Source organism: Maritimibacter harenae (genome assembly GCF_009882975.1).
Lineage (GTDB): Bacteria > Pseudomonadota > Alphaproteobacteria > Rhodobacterales > Rhodobacteraceae > Maritimibacter > Maritimibacter harenae.
Genome location: NZ_WTUX01000067.1, coordinates 1 through 15,591 on the forward strand (window position 1 = coordinate 1; position 15,591 = coordinate 15,591).

At 61.6% G+C, this 15,591-nt stretch carries 16 protein-coding genes; 8 read left to right on the forward strand and 8 right to left on the reverse strand.

Features of this window, described 5'->3' with window-relative positions; all coding sequences use genetic code 11:
• Positions 1-127 precede the first annotated feature (127 nt).
• A complete protein-coding gene (locus GQE99_RS20485; RefSeq protein WP_235917318.1) occupies positions 128-1,186 on the reverse strand; it encodes a LacI family DNA-binding transcriptional regulator in 1,059 nt (352 codons plus the stop codon).
• 202 nt (positions 1,187-1,388) lie between these two features.
• Here GQE99_RS20485 and GQE99_RS20490 point away from each other — a divergent pair, with 202 nt between their 5' ends.
• From GQE99_RS20490 to GQE99_RS20510, 5 genes are read left to right on the forward strand one after another with little or no spacing between them, the layout of a single operon-like run.
• Positions 1,389-2,438, forward strand: coding sequence for an ABC transporter substrate-binding protein (locus GQE99_RS20490; protein WP_161353812.1), 1,050 nt, complete (start codon positions 1,389-1,391; stop codon positions 2,436-2,438).
• A gap of 60 nt (positions 2,439-2,498) precedes the next feature.
• A complete protein-coding gene (locus GQE99_RS20495) occupies positions 2,499-3,299 on the forward strand; it encodes an ATP-binding cassette domain-containing protein (protein ID WP_161353813.1) in 801 nt (266 codons plus the stop codon).
• Between the two features lies 1 nt (position 3,300).
• Complete coding sequence (locus GQE99_RS20500; protein ID WP_161353814.1) at positions 3,301-4,551, forward strand: sugar ABC transporter permease; 1,251 nt, start codon at positions 3,301-3,303, stop codon at positions 4,549-4,551.
• Positions 4,552-4,572: 21 nt separating this feature from the next.
• A complete protein-coding gene (locus tag GQE99_RS20505) occupies positions 4,573-5,301 on the forward strand; it encodes an SDR family oxidoreductase (RefSeq protein WP_161353815.1) in 729 nt (242 codons plus the stop codon).
• 27 nt (positions 5,302-5,328) lie between these two features.
• Entirely contained in the window at positions 5,329-6,951 is a 1,623-nt protein-coding gene (locus GQE99_RS20510; protein ID WP_161353816.1) for an FGGY-family carbohydrate kinase, read from the forward strand.
• A gap of 170 nt (positions 6,952-7,121) precedes the next feature.
• Here the strand turns inward: GQE99_RS20510 and GQE99_RS20515 are convergent, their stop codons facing one another.
• From GQE99_RS20515 to GQE99_RS20530, 4 genes are all read right to left on the reverse strand, one after another.
• Positions 7,122-8,225: a tyrosine-type recombinase/integrase gene (locus tag GQE99_RS20515; RefSeq protein WP_161353817.1), complete on the reverse strand. Its 1,104-nt coding sequence runs from the start codon at positions 8,223-8,225 to the stop codon at positions 7,122-7,124.
• On the reverse strand, positions 8,212-8,502 hold the full coding sequence (locus GQE99_RS20520; RefSeq protein WP_161353818.1) for a hypothetical protein: 291 nt from the start codon (positions 8,500-8,502) through the stop codon (positions 8,212-8,214). The genes GQE99_RS20515 and GQE99_RS20520 overlap by 14 nt, the downstream gene beginning before the upstream one ends.
• 196 nt (positions 8,503-8,698) lie before the next feature.
• Entirely contained in the window at positions 8,699-9,109 is a 411-nt protein-coding gene (locus tag GQE99_RS20525; protein WP_161353819.1) for a hypothetical protein, read from the reverse strand.
• An 82-nt stretch (positions 9,110-9,191) separates the two neighbouring features.
• Positions 9,192-9,695: a hypothetical protein gene (locus GQE99_RS20530; protein ID WP_161353820.1), complete on the reverse strand. Its 504-nt coding sequence runs from the start codon at positions 9,693-9,695 to the stop codon at positions 9,192-9,194.
• A 584-nt stretch (positions 9,696-10,279) separates the two neighbouring features.
• Between GQE99_RS20530 and GQE99_RS20535 the strand changes: the two genes are divergently transcribed.
• The 3 genes from GQE99_RS20535 (at position 10,280) to GQE99_RS20545 (ending at position 13,037) form a co-directional block, all read left to right on the forward strand.
• Positions 10,280-11,632 (forward strand): plasmid recombination protein, encoded by a 1,353-nt coding sequence (locus tag GQE99_RS20535; RefSeq protein ID WP_161353821.1) that lies wholly within the window; start codon positions 10,280-10,282, stop codon positions 11,630-11,632.
• Between the two features lie 71 nt (positions 11,633-11,703).
• Positions 11,704-12,066, forward strand: a complete 363-nt coding sequence (locus tag GQE99_RS20540; protein WP_161353822.1) for a hypothetical protein — start codon at positions 11,704-11,706, stop codon at positions 12,064-12,066.
• A 266-nt stretch (positions 12,067-12,332) separates the two neighbouring features.
• Positions 12,333-13,037: a YoaK family protein gene (locus GQE99_RS20545; protein ID WP_161353823.1), complete on the forward strand. Its 705-nt coding sequence runs from the start codon at positions 12,333-12,335 to the stop codon at positions 13,035-13,037.
• Positions 13,038-13,385: 348 nt separating this feature from the next.
• On the opposite strand, the gene GQE99_RS20550 is transcribed toward GQE99_RS20545, so the two are convergent.
• From GQE99_RS20550 to GQE99_RS21655, 3 genes are all read right to left on the reverse strand, one after another.
• Positions 13,386-14,408: a sensor histidine kinase gene (locus tag GQE99_RS20550; RefSeq protein WP_161353824.1), complete on the reverse strand. Its 1,023-nt coding sequence runs from the start codon at positions 14,406-14,408 to the stop codon at positions 13,386-13,388.
• Between the two features lie 13 nt (positions 14,409-14,421).
• On the reverse strand, positions 14,422-15,141 hold the full coding sequence (locus GQE99_RS20555) for a hypothetical protein (RefSeq protein WP_161353825.1): 720 nt from the start codon (positions 15,139-15,141) through the stop codon (positions 14,422-14,424).
• Positions 15,142-15,306: 165 nt separating this feature from the next.
• Positions 15,307-15,591: hypothetical protein (locus GQE99_RS21655; protein ID WP_235917319.1), on the reverse strand; the 285-nt coding region annotated here is incomplete at its 5' end.

A 15,591-nucleotide genomic window follows, 5' to 3' on the forward strand; every position in this document is an offset into this window, starting at 1 on the left:
CCCGCAAAGCCTGATAGGAAAGGCGCTCGCGCCACATTTGGGGCAGCCATTTCTGCGCTCGCAAACGTTAGTTTTTCCACAGAATCGGCGGGAAGCGGCCCTTCGCTGCGGCCAGCATCAATGTCATTTATCCGCGCTTTTCCGTCCGAACAGGCCTGAAGATGCACGGCACGAGCACCGGGTTGTCAGGTTTGGCATCAGACCCGATCAGTTCGAACGTCCGGTCCAGCATCGTCTCGACATCCTGCTGCACCATGCCGACGTTTCCTGGCAGGAATTCTCCGAAAGGATCCCAGTCGAAGCATCCGAAACGTATCATGTTCGACTGTTTCGCCGATTGTTTCCGATACCACCGCATCGCCCCTTCCAGCGAGATTGTCGAGTTGATGAACAGTCCCGTCGGACCTGTTGTCTCACATGACATCAAGGCGTTTTCCGAGTTGTCAGCGGAATACCCCAGCGCCAGCACCTTCGCCTGCTGCGGATCGATGCCACGGCGTTTCTGGGCGTCGAGGAACCCGCGCAGGCGCTCTGCAGTGTTGTGGTCGCTGAGCCGCCCTCCCACGAATGTCAGCGGCCCCTGCCAGCCTAGGTCCTCCTTGCACCTGTCCAGCAGGACGTCAGTGAGGTCCATGGCGCCGGTGTAATTGTCGGAGATAACTGAGGGTGCTCCGGACCCTGGCAGATCGAGGTTAATAGAACGGACGCGTGCCGCCTGGCAGATCTGGGTTATACGCTCGGGGTCGGTGGCGCCTGTCGCGATCAGGGTTTCCACTTGGTAGGAGATCAGTTCCTTGGCCGCCTCGACTTCAAGCGCTGGGTCACGCTGGGTGCATGTGACAACCGGGAAGAGACCCTGATCACGTGCGCGAGCTTCGAAATGCTCCGCGATCGCGCCGAAGTAACGGTTGTCGTATTTCGGAATGATCATGCCGATGATTTTGGACCGCGCCCTGCGTAGCACGCTGGCTTGGATATTCGTGGTGTATCCCTGTTCTTCGGCAACTCGCGATACACGCTCCGCAAGCTTCACGCTGATTCGACGCTTTTTCCAAGTTCCGTTGAGAACAGAACTGACAGCGCTCGGGGATGTGCCCGCGAGGACCGCGATATCGTAAATCGTTGGTCGCTTTGAGATTTCTTCGCCCTCGTCTGCCACCATCGTCGCCTCGCTTTGGCTGTCCATACGAAAATCTTGACAGGAAACAGTGTCGCTGACAATCATTGCTCAATCGATTGAGCTCATTTGCGCAATCGATATTGCAGGTGAAAATCGCATGAGGGGAGGAGCCCAGGCGTCATCCGCGATCTGATCCGGACAGCCACGCACTCGCCGCGCGTGGTCGCATGGCGATTTTCAAAGCACCAACATTGTGGAGGAGACACGAATGACCAAGACAACCCTGATGGCTGCCGCTTCGGCGCTGAGCCTTGGCGCTATTTCCGCTCCTGCGCTTGCGCAGGATGCGACAACGGTGGCGTTCCTGATGCCCGACCAGGCATCGACCCGCTACGAAGAGCATGACTGGCCGGGATTCCAGGCCGCCATGAACGCGCTTTGCCCCGACTGCACCCTGATCTATCAGAACGGTAATGCCGACGTTGCTCTTCAACAGCAGCAGTTCAACTCAGTTATCGCGCAGGGCGCGTCGATTATCGTGCTCGACCCGGTCGACTCCTCTGCAGCTGCGGCATTGGTGCAGATCGCCCAGTCGCAGGACGTCAAGGTCATCGCCTACGATCGCCCGATCCCGGGCGCCCCGGCGGATTACTACGTCTCCTTCGACAACGAGGGTATCGGCTACGCCATCGCCCAGTCGCTGGTCGAGCATCTTCAGGCCAAAGGTGTGGCCGAAGGCTCTGGTGTGCTGCAGATCAACGGCTCGCCCACCGACGCCGCAGCCGGTCTGATCCGTGACGGTATCGACCGTTCGCTCGACAATTCCCCCTACGAGACGCTGTCGGAATTCGACACGCCCGACTGGGCGCCGCCACGGGCGCAGGAATGGGCTGCCGGACAGATCACACGGTTCGGCGACGAGATCACGGGTATCGTGGCTGCAAATGACGGCACCGCAGGCGGCGCCATCGCCGCTTTGAAGGCTGCCGGGGTCGATCCTATCCCGCCGGTAACGGGCAATGACGCCACCATTGCGGCGCTGCAGCGCATCATTGCGGGCGATCAGTACAACACGATTTCCAAACCTTCCGAAATCGTGGCGGAAGCCGCCGCGGAGGTCGCCGTAACCTTCATAAAGGGGGAAACGCCCGAGCCGAAGACCACGCTTTACGATACGCCCTCCGAGCTGTTCGTGCCGGCCGTTGTGACACGCCAGAACATCAAGGCGGAAATCTTCGACACCGGCATCCAGACCACCGATGAGGTCTGCACGGCCGAATATGTCGATGCATGTCGTGATCTCGGCCTCGTCGAGTAACGAGAAGCGGCGCGGCGACTTTGAGCGCCGCGCTGAAAGCCTTTGGGAGGAGGAACAGCAATGACCAAGGCAAGCCGGGGCCGCGATCACGGAGACCTCATTCTCCGACTGCGCGGTATCTCCAAACAATTCGGCGCGATCACCGCGCTGGAAGATATCGAGCTCGACGTGCATGCGGGTGAGGTTGTGGCGCTTGTCGGTGACAACGGTGCGGGTAAGTCCACACTGGTCAAGACACTCGCGGGCGTTCACCAGCCGACCGCTGGTTCGATCCAGTATCTCGGCAAGCCGGTCACGCTGGATACGCCGGGCAAGGCGCTTGAGATGGGGATCGCCACGGTCTTTCAGGACCTGTCCCTGTGCGAGAATCTCGATGTCGTTGCCAACCTTTTCCTTGGTCACGAGTTGAACCCGTGGCGACTTAACGAGGTGCAGATGGAAGTCCGTGCCTGGACGCTCCTGCAGGAACTCGCAGCGCGCATCCCGTCGGTCAGGGAGCCCATTGCGTCGCTTTCGGGCGGACAACGACAGACGGTTGCAATCGCACGATCGTTGCTTCTGGACCCGCATATCATCATGCTGGACGAGCCGACCGCGGCGCTCGGTGTCGCGCAGACGGCTGAGGTGCTCAATCTCATCGAGCGCGTCCGCGACCGCGGTCATGGCGTCATCCTTATCTCGCATAACATGGAAGATGTACGCGCCGTCGCCGATCGCATCGTCGTTCTGCGCCTGGGGCGCAACAACGGCGTCTTCACGCCCGACAACACGCATGAGGAACTCGTGGCCGCCATCACCGGCGCAACAGAGAACTCCGTATCGCGTCGCACCGCGCGCATTCTCGAAACGCAGGGAGGATGACATGAGCCACGACACCAAATCCCTGGCGGCGCAGCTGGACCGCGCCGACACGCGCGTCCGCCACGACGAGGGCATAGGAGGCGAGGTCCGCGCGTTCATTGACCGGGTGCGGTCAGGCGATCTTGGCATGCTGCCGGTGATCGTGGGGCTGCTGCTGATCTCCACTGTGTTCAGCACGCTGAACCCGGTCTTCCTGGCGCCCAACAACCTTGTAAACCTGCTTTTTGATGCGGCTGCGGTCGGCTTCATCTCCCTTGGCGTTGTCTGCGTTCTTCTTCTGGGCGAGATCGACCTCTCCATCGGGTCGATGAGCGGACTCGCCTCTGCCGTGATCGGCGTTCTCTGGGTCAATACCGGATTGCCGCTGCCGCTGGCCATTGCCGGGGCGTTGCTGGCCGGGGCGCTGACCGGCTTCGTCTACGGCAACCTGTGCAACCGCTTCGAGATGCCGAGCTTCGTGGCCACTCTCGCAGGATTGCTGGCGCTTCTCGGAATGCAACTTTACATCCTGGGCCCAACCGGCTCCATCAATTTGCCGTTCACATCGAGCCTCGTGCGCTTTGGTCAGATCATGATCATTCCGGCATGGCTGGCCTTCACGCTGGCGCTCGTGCCGGGCGCGGTGATGATTTTCAGCGGCCTGAGAACCATGCGGCATCGCAGTGCGGCCAATCTGTCCTCGGGCGGGATGACGGTCGTCCTGATCAAGGCGGCGATCCTGACCGCGGCGCTGCTGTTCATCGTCTATTACCTCGAACAGGGGCGCGGCGTGCCGTGGATGTTCGGTGTCTTCGTGCTCTTCGTGGTGATCCTCGACTATGCGCTGACACGCACGCAATGGGGCCGGTCGATGTTTGCCGTCGGCGGCAATGCCGAAGCGGCACGCCGGGCCGGTATCAACGTTCGGCGCATCCGACTTTCGGCCTTCGTCCTGTGTTCAACCTTCGCAGCCCTCGGCGGTGTATTCTCTGCCGCGCGGCTCGCATCCGCCAGCCAGCAAGCGGGCACAGGCGATGTGAACCTCAACGCCATCGCGGCGGCAGTGATCGGAGGCACATCCCTATTCGGCGGGCGCGGCTCGGCCTGGTCGGCGCTTCTGGGCGTCCTGGTCATCATGGCGATCTCGAACGGCCTGACCTTGCTGAACCTCAGCTCGTCGCTGCGCTACATGATCACCGGCGCTGTCCTCGCCGTCGCGGTCATCGTCGACTCGCTTGCTCGCCGCTCCCGCGCCAGTCACGGCCGCGCCTGAACCGAAGAGAGAGGAACTCCAATGGCACAATCTCTGGAAGGAAAGACGGCGGCGATCACAGGCGCCGCCTCGGGCATCGGTCTCGAATGTGCGCGGGCTTTGCTGGGACAGGGCTGCAAGGTCGTCCTGATCGATCGTGCCCAAGACCGGCTGGAAACCCTGTGCGAGGAGTTGGGCGAGGGCGCGCATCCGCTTGTCCTCGATCTCTTCGACGGAGCGGCGGTGTCCGACATGGTGTCGCAGATCGAGGAGTTGGCCGGTCCCCTGGACATCTTCCACGCCAATGCGGGCGCTTATGTCGGTGGGCCCGCGGCAGAAGGCGACCCGGATGTCTGGGACAAGGTTTTGAACCTCAACATCAACGCCGCCTTCCGCTGCGTACGCGCCGTGCTGCCCGGGATGATCGCGCGCAAATCCGGTGACGTGATCTTCACCAGTTCGGTTGCGGGTGTCACCCCGGTCGTCTGGGAGCCGATCTACACCGCGTCGAAATATGCGGTGCAAGCCTTCCTGCATGCGACCAGGCGACAGGTCAGCGAACACGGTATCCGCATGGGCGCCGTCCTTCCCGGGCCTGTGGTGACCGCTCTGCTGGACGACTGGCCGAAGGCCAAGATGGAAGAGGCGCTGGCAAACGGCTCACTCATGCAGCCGCGCGAGGTTGCCGAGGCCGTCGTCTTCATGCTGACCCGGCCCCCGGGCGTCGTGATCCGGGATCTTGTGATCCTGCCCAACAGCGTCGATCTCTGATCGCCGCCAACCGACCGGAGGAACGGCATGACCGAACAGGCAGACGGCTATCTCATCGGGATCGATGTGGGCACCGGAAGCGCGCGCGCAGGGGTGTTCACCAGACACGGCCACATGGTCGGAACCGACAAATGCGCCATTTCGGTCCATCGCGACGGCGGCGTCATCGTAGAACAATCGGGCGAGGACATCTGGCAGGCGGTGGTCCAGGCCGTCCGCAGCGCAATGGATGCGTCGGGCGTCGCTCCCGACCTTGTTTGCGGCATCGGGATAGACGCGACCTGTTCGTTGGTTGTGCTTGGCCCGGACGGCGAAGCGCTTCCGGTCGGAGATCCGACCCATCCAGAGCGCAATGTCATCGTCTGGATGGACCACCGCGCACTCGGGCAGGCGGACCGTATCAACTCAATCGGGCATCGCGTGCTCGACTATGTCGGTGGTCGCATTTCTCCGGAGATGGAGACCCCCAAGCTGCTTTGGCTCAAGGAGAACCTGCCTGAAATCTATGCCCGGGCTTGGCAGTTCTTGGATCTGACCGATTTCCTGACATGGCGGGCAACGGGCGACCTGTCGCGGTCGGTGTGCACCGTGACGTGCAAGTGGACTTACATGGCGCATGAAAAGGCTTGGGATCGCAGTTATTTCGAAGCCATCGGCCTTGGTGATCTTGCAGATGACGGGTTCAAAAGGATTGGAGCAACGGTCGTCGATCCCGGTGCATCGCTGGGGACAGGCCTGAGTGCACAGGCGGCGGCCGACCTTGGACTGCCGCCCGGCACAGCCGTCGCGGCGGGGCTGATCGATGCCCATGCTGGCGGCATCGGCTCTGTCGGTGCGCGGGACGGTGGCGGCGCGGTCTCCAACCTCGCCTACGTTTTCGGCACGTCCTCCTGCACCATGACCACAACCCGCGATCCTGTCTTCGTGCCGGGGGTATGGGGGCCGTATTTTTCTGCAATGGTGCCGGGTATGTGGCTCAACGAGGGTGGGCAATCCGCCGCTGGGGCTGCGATCGACCATCTGCTCGAATTTCACCCGCATTACGCCGAGGCTCACGCCAACGCATCGCGGGAGGGTCAGTCTTTGCCTGCTTGGCTGGCGCAGCGGGCTGAAACGCAGCTTGCCGGGGATCCCGATGTCGCGCGGCTGGCAGGTGCCCTGCACGTCGTGCCGGACTTTTTGGGTAACCGCGCGCCCTACGCCGATCCGCACACGCGCGCCGTTATCGCGGGCCTTGGCATGGAGCGGGACCTCGACAGCCTTCTGGCCCTCTACATTGCCGGGTTGTGCGGGATTGGCTACGGTCTCCGCCAGATCCTGCGCGCCCAGTCCGAAAAAGGTGCCAAGGTCGATCGCGTGGTGCTGAGCGGCGGGGCCGGGAAGAGCGATATTGTCCGGCAACTCCTTGCAGATGCTGCGGGCGTCGAGCTGTCGATACCGGCCGCCGACGAGCCCGTGCTTCTCGGCTCGGCGATACTTGGCAGCGTGGCCGCCGGTGTGCACGGAGACATCGAGACGGCGATGCGAGAAATGTCCTCATTCGCCCAGGTGTTCCGTCCGCAAAGAGGCCTGATTGAGGACCTTCATACCGTGCGGTTCCAAGTGTTCGAGCAATTGCAATCTGTCGCTCGGCACGCGGCCAAGGAGTAGGAACTTAAACGGTCAGCAGCGTAACCACTCTATTGGGAAAGTCCCGACCTGTGATCTCAGCGGGTCGTCACTCCACGAGAAAAAGCAGTCATTCACCATCTGGTTGATTGAAGTCGGCTCTGGGCCGGAACCGCACACAATAAGAGATCGCGCAACATTCAATCCACGCGCTAGCCTCCCTCCTTTCTCGCAGCGATCAGCTTCGCAAGCACCTCATCGGAGACTTCCGGCACCACGGCCGCGTATTTCTCGATGATGTTCGCGGCATGCCTCAGCCCCCACCCCATGGTGACTGCGATCTCATTGAGCGAGCAGCCGGCGCGGAGGAGTTCGGTCGCCGCCGTGCCGCGCATATCGTAGAGCCTGAGTTCGTCGCGCACGTGGATACCGGTCCCCCCTTTCTTGGCCTTCGCATTCGCACGGTCTTTCAGATCGCGGATAATCTGTGAGGCGCGGTGGGCTGTAAGGCGCTGGCCCGTGAGCGAGGTGACGAGTAGGTTCTGCCCCTCGGGCGTCGTATCGATCAGACGCGCCAGGGTCGGCGTCACGGGAATGCTCTGCAATTTGCCTGATTTCGTGCGACGAAACAGGAGCCGCCGGCCCCGCGGTGTGCGCTGAACATGATCATGCGTCAGAATGCCGATATCCTGCGGCGTTAGCCCGCCCTCTGACGCCGCATCCAGAATCCGCGCTTCGAGCGGTGTGGCGACGGCACGGAGCGCCGCCAGCTCGTCGGGAAGCCAGATGATCTCGGCACGGTCCGACCCGTAGAGCCGCGCAATTTTCTTGTGATAGTGGCCAGAGATGCGGGAATCTTCTTCACACCAGTTCAGGAAACGGGTCACGACCGTCGTGGCATAGTCGTATTGCTTCGGCGAATGGGCCCACTTGTCTTTCCACTCGCTGATTTCGGAAAGGACCGCGCGCTCTTCGAACATCTTGATTGGATCCTCACCGAATTCGGCCGCGAACGCGTCCAGATACTTCCTGTAGTCCTTTTGGGTGCGTTCGGCTTTCGTCGTGAACTGCGCCGAAGAAATGAAGCGGTCAATGGCTTCGGAAGTGAGTCCACGGCTCGGGACCTTGGCCCGGAGTCTCACGCCCTTCTCGACCTCTACATAAGCCACCGCGTAGTCCGGGTCGCCAGGGCGGAACGCCATCGTGCTATCCCAAAACTTCGGTCCGCCACGAAAAACATAGTGATACTCGCGCACCTCACCACTCGCGAGGACTTTGCGCACGCGGTGCACGCCTTTGAGTTCAACCCTGGCCACGACGTGCCCTCCGCGCTTCGACAAGGCTCACGACGTCGGCGCCCTGCCCCTTCGCATCGTCTGACGGCAGCCCTTGGATCGCGTCCAACCGCGCGCGCACATGTTTCGGATCATAGATGCCCCGCCGACCGGGCACAGGCTCAATCCCTGCCCGCTTGAGCCAATTGCGGAAAGATTGACTTGCGCCAGAAAACAACATCGCTTGCGCGAGTTGCTCGCCGGTCATGAGACCGATCGAGATGTTGTGTTGGGTGTCAGCGGTGTGATCAGCGGCCATTGTTTTGCTCTTCTGTTCTCTTTTCAATTCAGGTTGTTCGAAAAGGACTTGGTGCGATCCGAAAATTCCCGGAAATCGGATCTTCAAGGGGGTTCGAATGGTCGACCGGAGAGGTCGGGCGCGCCGGCTCGAGGCAGCAGAAAGGATGGATGCCGGCGCGCCCTCACGGGGTGAAAAGTCCCGTGTTCTTGGCGCCCTAAAGGCGCTGGCCGCGGTGCCAGCCAATCTCGCGTTCAGCCGCGAGATAATCGGCGACGCGCTGCGCTAAGCGAATGGCCCGGGCGACATCGGCGGCGATGGCGCGCCGGGTCTGATCCCGTTCCGGCGGCAGCTCGGCTTTGGCGAGATGGTCGCCGATCACGCCGAGCTCGACCCGGAACAGCTCGTCGAGCGGACGGCCTTTTTCGACGAGATCGCTCAGCTTCCCGATGGCCCAGTCGGTCCGCTTGCTGGGCTCGTGCCGGATCTCCTGGAACGCGCCGAGCACGCGGCGCGCGGCTTCGAGCGCGTCCGCCAGTGTTTCCTCGAGCCGCTCATGCTCGCCGCGTTGATCGGTGAGTTCGACGAAGAGCTGGTGCTTGTTGCTTGTCGAGAGTGAACCTTGCATGTCTGTATCCTTTTTTCTGTGAGAGGGGCGATCCGCCCGGCCTTCGCCAAGAAAGACCGGGGGATCGGCGGCTCGATCCGCCTCAGAACAGCGACAGCTGACGACGATCGTGCGCGGCCGCCCGACGACGAGCCTTCATGCGCTGTTCGCGGCGCTCTTCGCGCATGTCCGCGAACGCATGGATCCGTGCCCGCACGTCGTTCATCCGATCGAACGCGGTGCCGACGAGATGGCCGAGGATCGGCGTGCCTTCCCGGTTGCAGACGAAGTCCGGGTGATCGAGCGACACGGTCGCGCGGCGCGCGCCGACGAACCGCGTGGGCTTGCGCAGGCCCGCGAGATTGCCGGCAAGCCCGCCGGGCACGTAGATCTCGAAGCCGCGGTTCGCGTTCGTCCGCGATGTGGTGCCGTAGGCGAGCACCGCGAAGCGCACGCAGCCGCGCTCGATCACGTCGAGCACGAGGCAGGGCCGCACCTTAGGTGTCTCGTCACAGTCGCGGACGGGAAAGCGGAACGTCACGATATGTCCCGGCTTCAGCGTCTTCTGCCATTGTTGCACGGATTGAGTGTTCAGGGTGTCGAGCATCGAAGTCTCCTTGTTTGAAAGAAGACGCCCGGCTTCCAACCCACCTACTCCAGCGGGTCAGCCGCGCGCGCGTCACGCCAGGGCCGCGCGCGACTGCGCCCGCATCGCGCCTCAAGCGCGTCAGGGGGAGAGCGTCGAGAGGGGGAACGCATCTCGACCCCGCGCGGGGAGCGCGAGCCGGAAGGGTTCGGGAAGGTGTGCGGAACATCCTGTCCGGGCGCAGGGGGCCTTGGGGGAGTGCAGAACGACGCCCCGAGCCCGTCGGGGGACGGCGGAAAAGAGTGCAGAGTAAAACCGCCGAGGGCTTTGCTTTGCCCGCCAGCGGCGCCGAGGGTGTGCAGAGGGTAGCGGCGAGCGTTCCCTTTGCCCGGGGAGGGTCCGGGAAAGAGGATCGCCTCCCGGGCGCCGCGCGAGCGGCGCCGGGGTGCAGGGGTGTCCCCTGCCGAACGGGAAGTGACAGGGCGGGCCGCAGGCCCGGCTGTCACTTCTCTAGTGAGTAAATCCCCCGCAGACCTGCCGGAGCTTCGGTTTCCGGCTCGGAGGCGACGAACCGACGTCCTGATCGACCAGATCAGGAGCAGCCCGTGGCCAAGAAGAAACAGAAAGCCAAACATCCCATCGTCCTTCGGTTCCAGCCGATGTTTCCGGCCCAGTTCGCCCGCTACGCGCTTCACGAGGCCCGCCGCGGTCGCGGGTCGAAGCATTGCGACCCGGCGCGCCGGGTCCTGAACCGCTACAACCTCATCGGCACCGGAACATGGCGCGAAGATTTCGAGCGCAAGCTCGAAGCGATCAAGCAGGAGAACTTCGCCGAGGAGACGGAGGCGCTCCACGCGCTGGGACGAAAGAAGGACTGGCTCGCCCGCGCCGACCGCGGGCTGATCGATCCGTGGAAGACCTCACAAAACGGTCCGCTGCGCGAGGTGATCATCACGGCGCACAAGGACTGGTTCGACGCCAAAGACCAGGGGAGCGACGATCCCTCGATGATGTTCACCGCGGCTCAAACGTCTCGGGAGAACCAGTTTGCGGATCGCGCCGTTGAATGGCTCGAGAGCCGTTTCGGAGATGCGGTCATCACGGCACGCCTCGACTGCGATGAGACCACACCGCATATCCATGCGATCATCGCGGTCTGGGACCAGACCACGAGCAAGCGCCGGGGCACCCAGACCTTACTCGCCCCCACCAAACATGGGCTTCTCGCGAACTACGAAGCGGCCCAGGACGACATCGGCGCATTCTTCGCGGACCTTGGCCTGCGTCGCGGGAAGAAGCGGGCGCTCGCCCGGCGAAAAGCCGAAACGGCCGGCAAGGAGAAGCCCGCGTATCGGCAACATGTGCCCCCGCATGTCTGGCGCCAGCAGGAAGACGAACGGCTGCGCAAGAAGAAGAAACGCGTGCGCAAGCGCGACAAGGCGCTCGCGCACAAGGAGGATGCATTGGCGGCAGAGGCGGCCGCTTGGGAGGCGGAGAAGGCCGACCATGGTCGCGAAGTCGCCAAGCGTGAGAATGAGGTCTCGGCGCGGGAAGACGCCGTCACGTCGCGCGAAGTCGAGATCGGATGGGCCGAAGAGCTTCTGGAGGATGCGATCAACGGCGCTGAAATCGCGCCGCCCGAGGACTCGGGCGACACCCCCCTCACGGGGCGACTGCGCAAGAAGCTCCTGCGCGCGTTCCGGAGCACGCGCGACGCGGCCCAGGCCGCCGCGCAGGACGAGGTCGACCACCAGCTGGCACAAGCCCGAGCCCTCGCGACGGCAGCCCAGAACTTCCGTGACGCGCTGATCGCAGCCATCCCCCAACGCATCCGGGACGCCGTCCTGCGCCGCGTTCAGCCGGAAGCGACCACGCTCGAAGACGCTGAAGCCAAGGCCAAAGACGAGAAGCACGGACAGAGCAAACCGCTCTCAGATCCAGAAATCGACGGCTCATGAGGATTTCTTTTTTGGTCCCCGGAAAACGAACGCACGTCCTGTTCAGTCCGCAACAAGAGAAAGTTCTCAAGATGGAATTCGACAACAAACTCGAAGAACGCGCTTGGAAAGCCCAGGCGCGCGCCGACAAGGCGAAGTTCAAGGCCAACCTCGCCAAGGCGAAGGTCGTTGAACAAGCCGAGAAGGAAATCGGCTCGGCCACGCTGGCCAAGCTGAAAGAGATGGGCGCGGACAAGGCCCGCCCCTTCCTGAAGACGCTCGAGGGTGACTTGAGCGCATCGACCCTGAAGTATCTGGCCTCCATCGGCCTGATGTCGAAGGACGAAGCCCAAGCCGCGATCAAGGCGAACGAAGACGCCCGCATCGCACAACGTGAAGCCCGCAAGGCCGCCCGCGCGGCCAAAGCGACAAAAGCCCCCACCGGCGGCCAGTAGGCCGTCAGTCAATGAAACCTGCGGACGACCAAGGCCGGCGCGGAAATCCGCGTCGGCTATTCTTGTGGAGGGCGCTGGGTCTCCGGCCCGTAGCTCCCATTCGTTCAGACTGCGGCGAAGGACTGCGTTCCGCTCCCGAGGCGCCGATCCGCAGGAGACAGTTCCCGCCAGAGAACAGGCTACTTGATTGACGACAAACCAGCAGGAGTTTGCACCCGACATGTCGCGCCGGTAACATAACCCGCGCCAATGTGAGGGGCCGGAACATGCTGATCCATGTCGGTGATGAACGAAACGGGACTATTGATCGGTACTTGGCTGCAGCACTGTCCGTAGTTGCCGGAGCATTGAACGCGGTAGGCTTTCTCATCGCGCGTTCCTTCACGGCGAACATGACAGGCAACGTCTCTGCCTTCGCAGACGAAGTCGCGCGCGGCTCTTGGCGATCAAGTCTTGGCTTCTTGCTGCTATTGGTGCTCTTCATTGGCGGAGCGTCGTTGGCCGCAGGCTTGATCACCTTCGGAGAGCAACGAGGCATCCGATCGATCTATGCCATCACGATCGCGGCTGAGGGGGTGATCGTCCTTGCCTTGGGTTTCATCCTGTCAACATCAGCTAGCGTGTCGAACATGCTGCTCGTCTGCGTGCTAAGCACTGTGATGGGCCTTCAGAATGCGGTAACCAGCCTCATCTCCAGATCGCGGGTTCGCACCACGCATGTGTCAGGGATGGCCACGGATATCGGGATCGGCCTGGCAGCCCTCATTAAGCCCGGAGGTTCTCCGGATACAGCGCTGCCGAAGCTAGGGTTACATACCCTAACACTGTCCGCCTTTGCGGTCGGAGGTGTCGGTGGCGCCTTGCTCTATGGCTTCATAGGCACCTGGGTTTTTGCCCTGGCAGGCGGCAGCCTTCTGGCGGTGGCGCTGCCGGAAATCATGCGCGCGGGCCGAGCGCCTCGGAAAGATTAGTGCGACCGATCGATGCCCATTGCAGCAAGAGAGCAACGGACCGCTTCCTGCCATTGACAACCAGGTCCACTCGCCGCCGTTTTGATCTGGTGCCGCTTTCGGCCCAAACCTGCCATTGGCGAAGTGGACATTGCAGCACTGAGGCGTTTCTCATTGCCGACATTCACGCGAAGCACAGCATCATTTTTGGATCAGTGACGGTGACGCAGGAGGAGCGAAAGTCTTTGACAAATACAAAGCACGAGCCTCCCAAACATACACGCTCGCTGTAATTTGCCGAATACCACCAAGCCCATGATGCCGTTCTACCACTCCGGATTGAAGGCGTGTTGCAGGCGTCGGGGGCGATCAAAAATCGTCGTCAATTTGGTCGCTTTGAAAGTCCACAGAGAGCATCTGAGACGCAGTGGATGCGAAGTTGCGGTTAGCTCCACGGATCGTTTGCGCAGCCCTTCGCCCCTCTTCATGGAAGCGCTGAAGCTGCTCCCGCAAGTCGGTTAAGCGGTTGGTGTTAATCAGTAGGCGGATGGCCGTTCCGGGCAAGTTACCCTCCAAATCCGTCTTGTTGGTCGCCGTTAGCTGAATGCCCGCGTGGCCGCTGCATATCATGAACTTTCCGCCACTTCGGCAGATCCGGTTTGTCATATAGAGACCATAGCCAGAGTTCTGCCAAACGTCGCTGCCCGTACCAGCCAACGGGTTGCCGGAAACACCCGGCATGAGTGCCGTCTGTACCGCCTGTCGCTCATCTAACTCTGCAAAGCTAGGATTGCGTCGGAGGCTATTCATAATGCCGATGCCAGCGTCAGCGATACCGACCTCGACCTCGTTCCTGCTCGGCCAATACTGGGCACAGATGAGCAGCTCCGGGGCCTCGCTGTGCTCCACAGTGTTTCGGATGATCTCACGTATTGAGTACGATAGCGTGTCGAACAACGCGCCCTGATCGGTTCGCGTCAGGACACCCGCAAGTTCGCGAGCTTTCCCTTCAATCACATCACCAACCTCGATCCAGCGGTCGGCCGCCTCTCGTCTAATCTCCTCGACCGCGAGCGCTGTGATTGGCACGTAGTTGTCGCTGCCGGGGGCCGCGCCGGGCGCATTGCCGTGCTGCAAGCCGAATGAGCGAAAGAAGCCCAGATGGGCAGCGTAGGTGTGGTTCTCGTGGTTCCGCGCGCGACAGCGGCAGTCCGGGCGCGCATCTCTAAAACGCTTCAGGATGATGGCGAGCAGCAACATCGAAAACGGGGGGAACCACCGCCCGCGACCGAAGTCGAATTCGTAGAGGTCTGCGGGAGGTAACTCATCCAACTCTGCGGCAAACGCCAGAATCGAAGCGGGTGACAAGCTGTTGGGTATGGTTACGATCATCGTAGGCAATCAACTAGCCGAGATCGATTTCACGCGCTGCTGCTCGGACACGTTCATCAAGGAATTCATTCCGTCGCCGTTCGTCCGAGGCCTCAATCTGTGCTGTCATGTCCAGGACATGTTGCATCCAAGGTCCAACTAACAGCGTGCGGACGTCGGAGAACGTCCACGTCGAAAATTCGCTGGAGATGTCCTCGATCAATCCAAACCTGGCAACCCTCTTGCCCTCTGCGACCACCTCGATTTCACCGAAGCGGAATGGGTCACCCGGAGCAGAGGACATCCCGTCATCGCGAAGGTTCAACTGGTAGCGCGTTCCCTTGAAGTTGAAGCTGACAGTTGAGACATTGACGTTCCGGTAAGCCCCTTGCTCCTCGCTGCTGCTGGCTTCAATGTCTTCCGCGTCAAAACCTACGTGTTTCTCGAAGTCATCCCGCTTGCTCCACGAAGGCCAGTACTTCACATGCTCAGGCAAGCAACGTCCAAGCGCGTATGCCAGGCGGCTCTCTTTTACCAGCTTCTCAGTTGCTGCAACAGTTTCGTAAGCGTTCTTGAGCTCAGGATCTTCATCTGGCCGTGCCGCCTTGCGCGCGGCATCGGAGTATTGCTTAAGTGCGGCGGCGAGAGAGACTGCCGACTCTCGGAGAATGTCAGCCTGCGTCATTGGCGCTTCCGGAACCGTGGCAGGGACCGGCTCCTCAGGCGCTTGTGGTTCCTTCTTTTTCCAGAACATGGCTTAATACTCCAAAACAATCGAGAACTTGGCTGAATAAGAGTAAGACTACTACCAAGGTCGCAACCAGATAGCGGGAAACGAACCCGCACGTCCACCCTGGGAAGCTTGCGTCGTCAGAAACCCAGCCGGAGCGCGTTATCAACTCGAGACCGAGACGCCATATCAGCAATTTTTATCGACAAGCGCTTCTCGCAAATGCCCGACCCAGCGAAACAGATCGGATTTCTTCTCCCGCAGAGAAGGTTCGGCTCCAGCCCCGTGCAGATCATACCCAGGCTCGGCGGCGTGACCCTGACGGAATGTCCGTTTCCGTGTGAAGCAATTGATCGTTCGCACATGCAGAGAAGGTCCGGAAACCGCCGATTCTGTGGAAAAACTAACGTTTGCGAGCGCAGAAATGGCTGCCCCAAATGTGGCGCGAGCGCCTTTCCTATCAGGCTTTGCGGG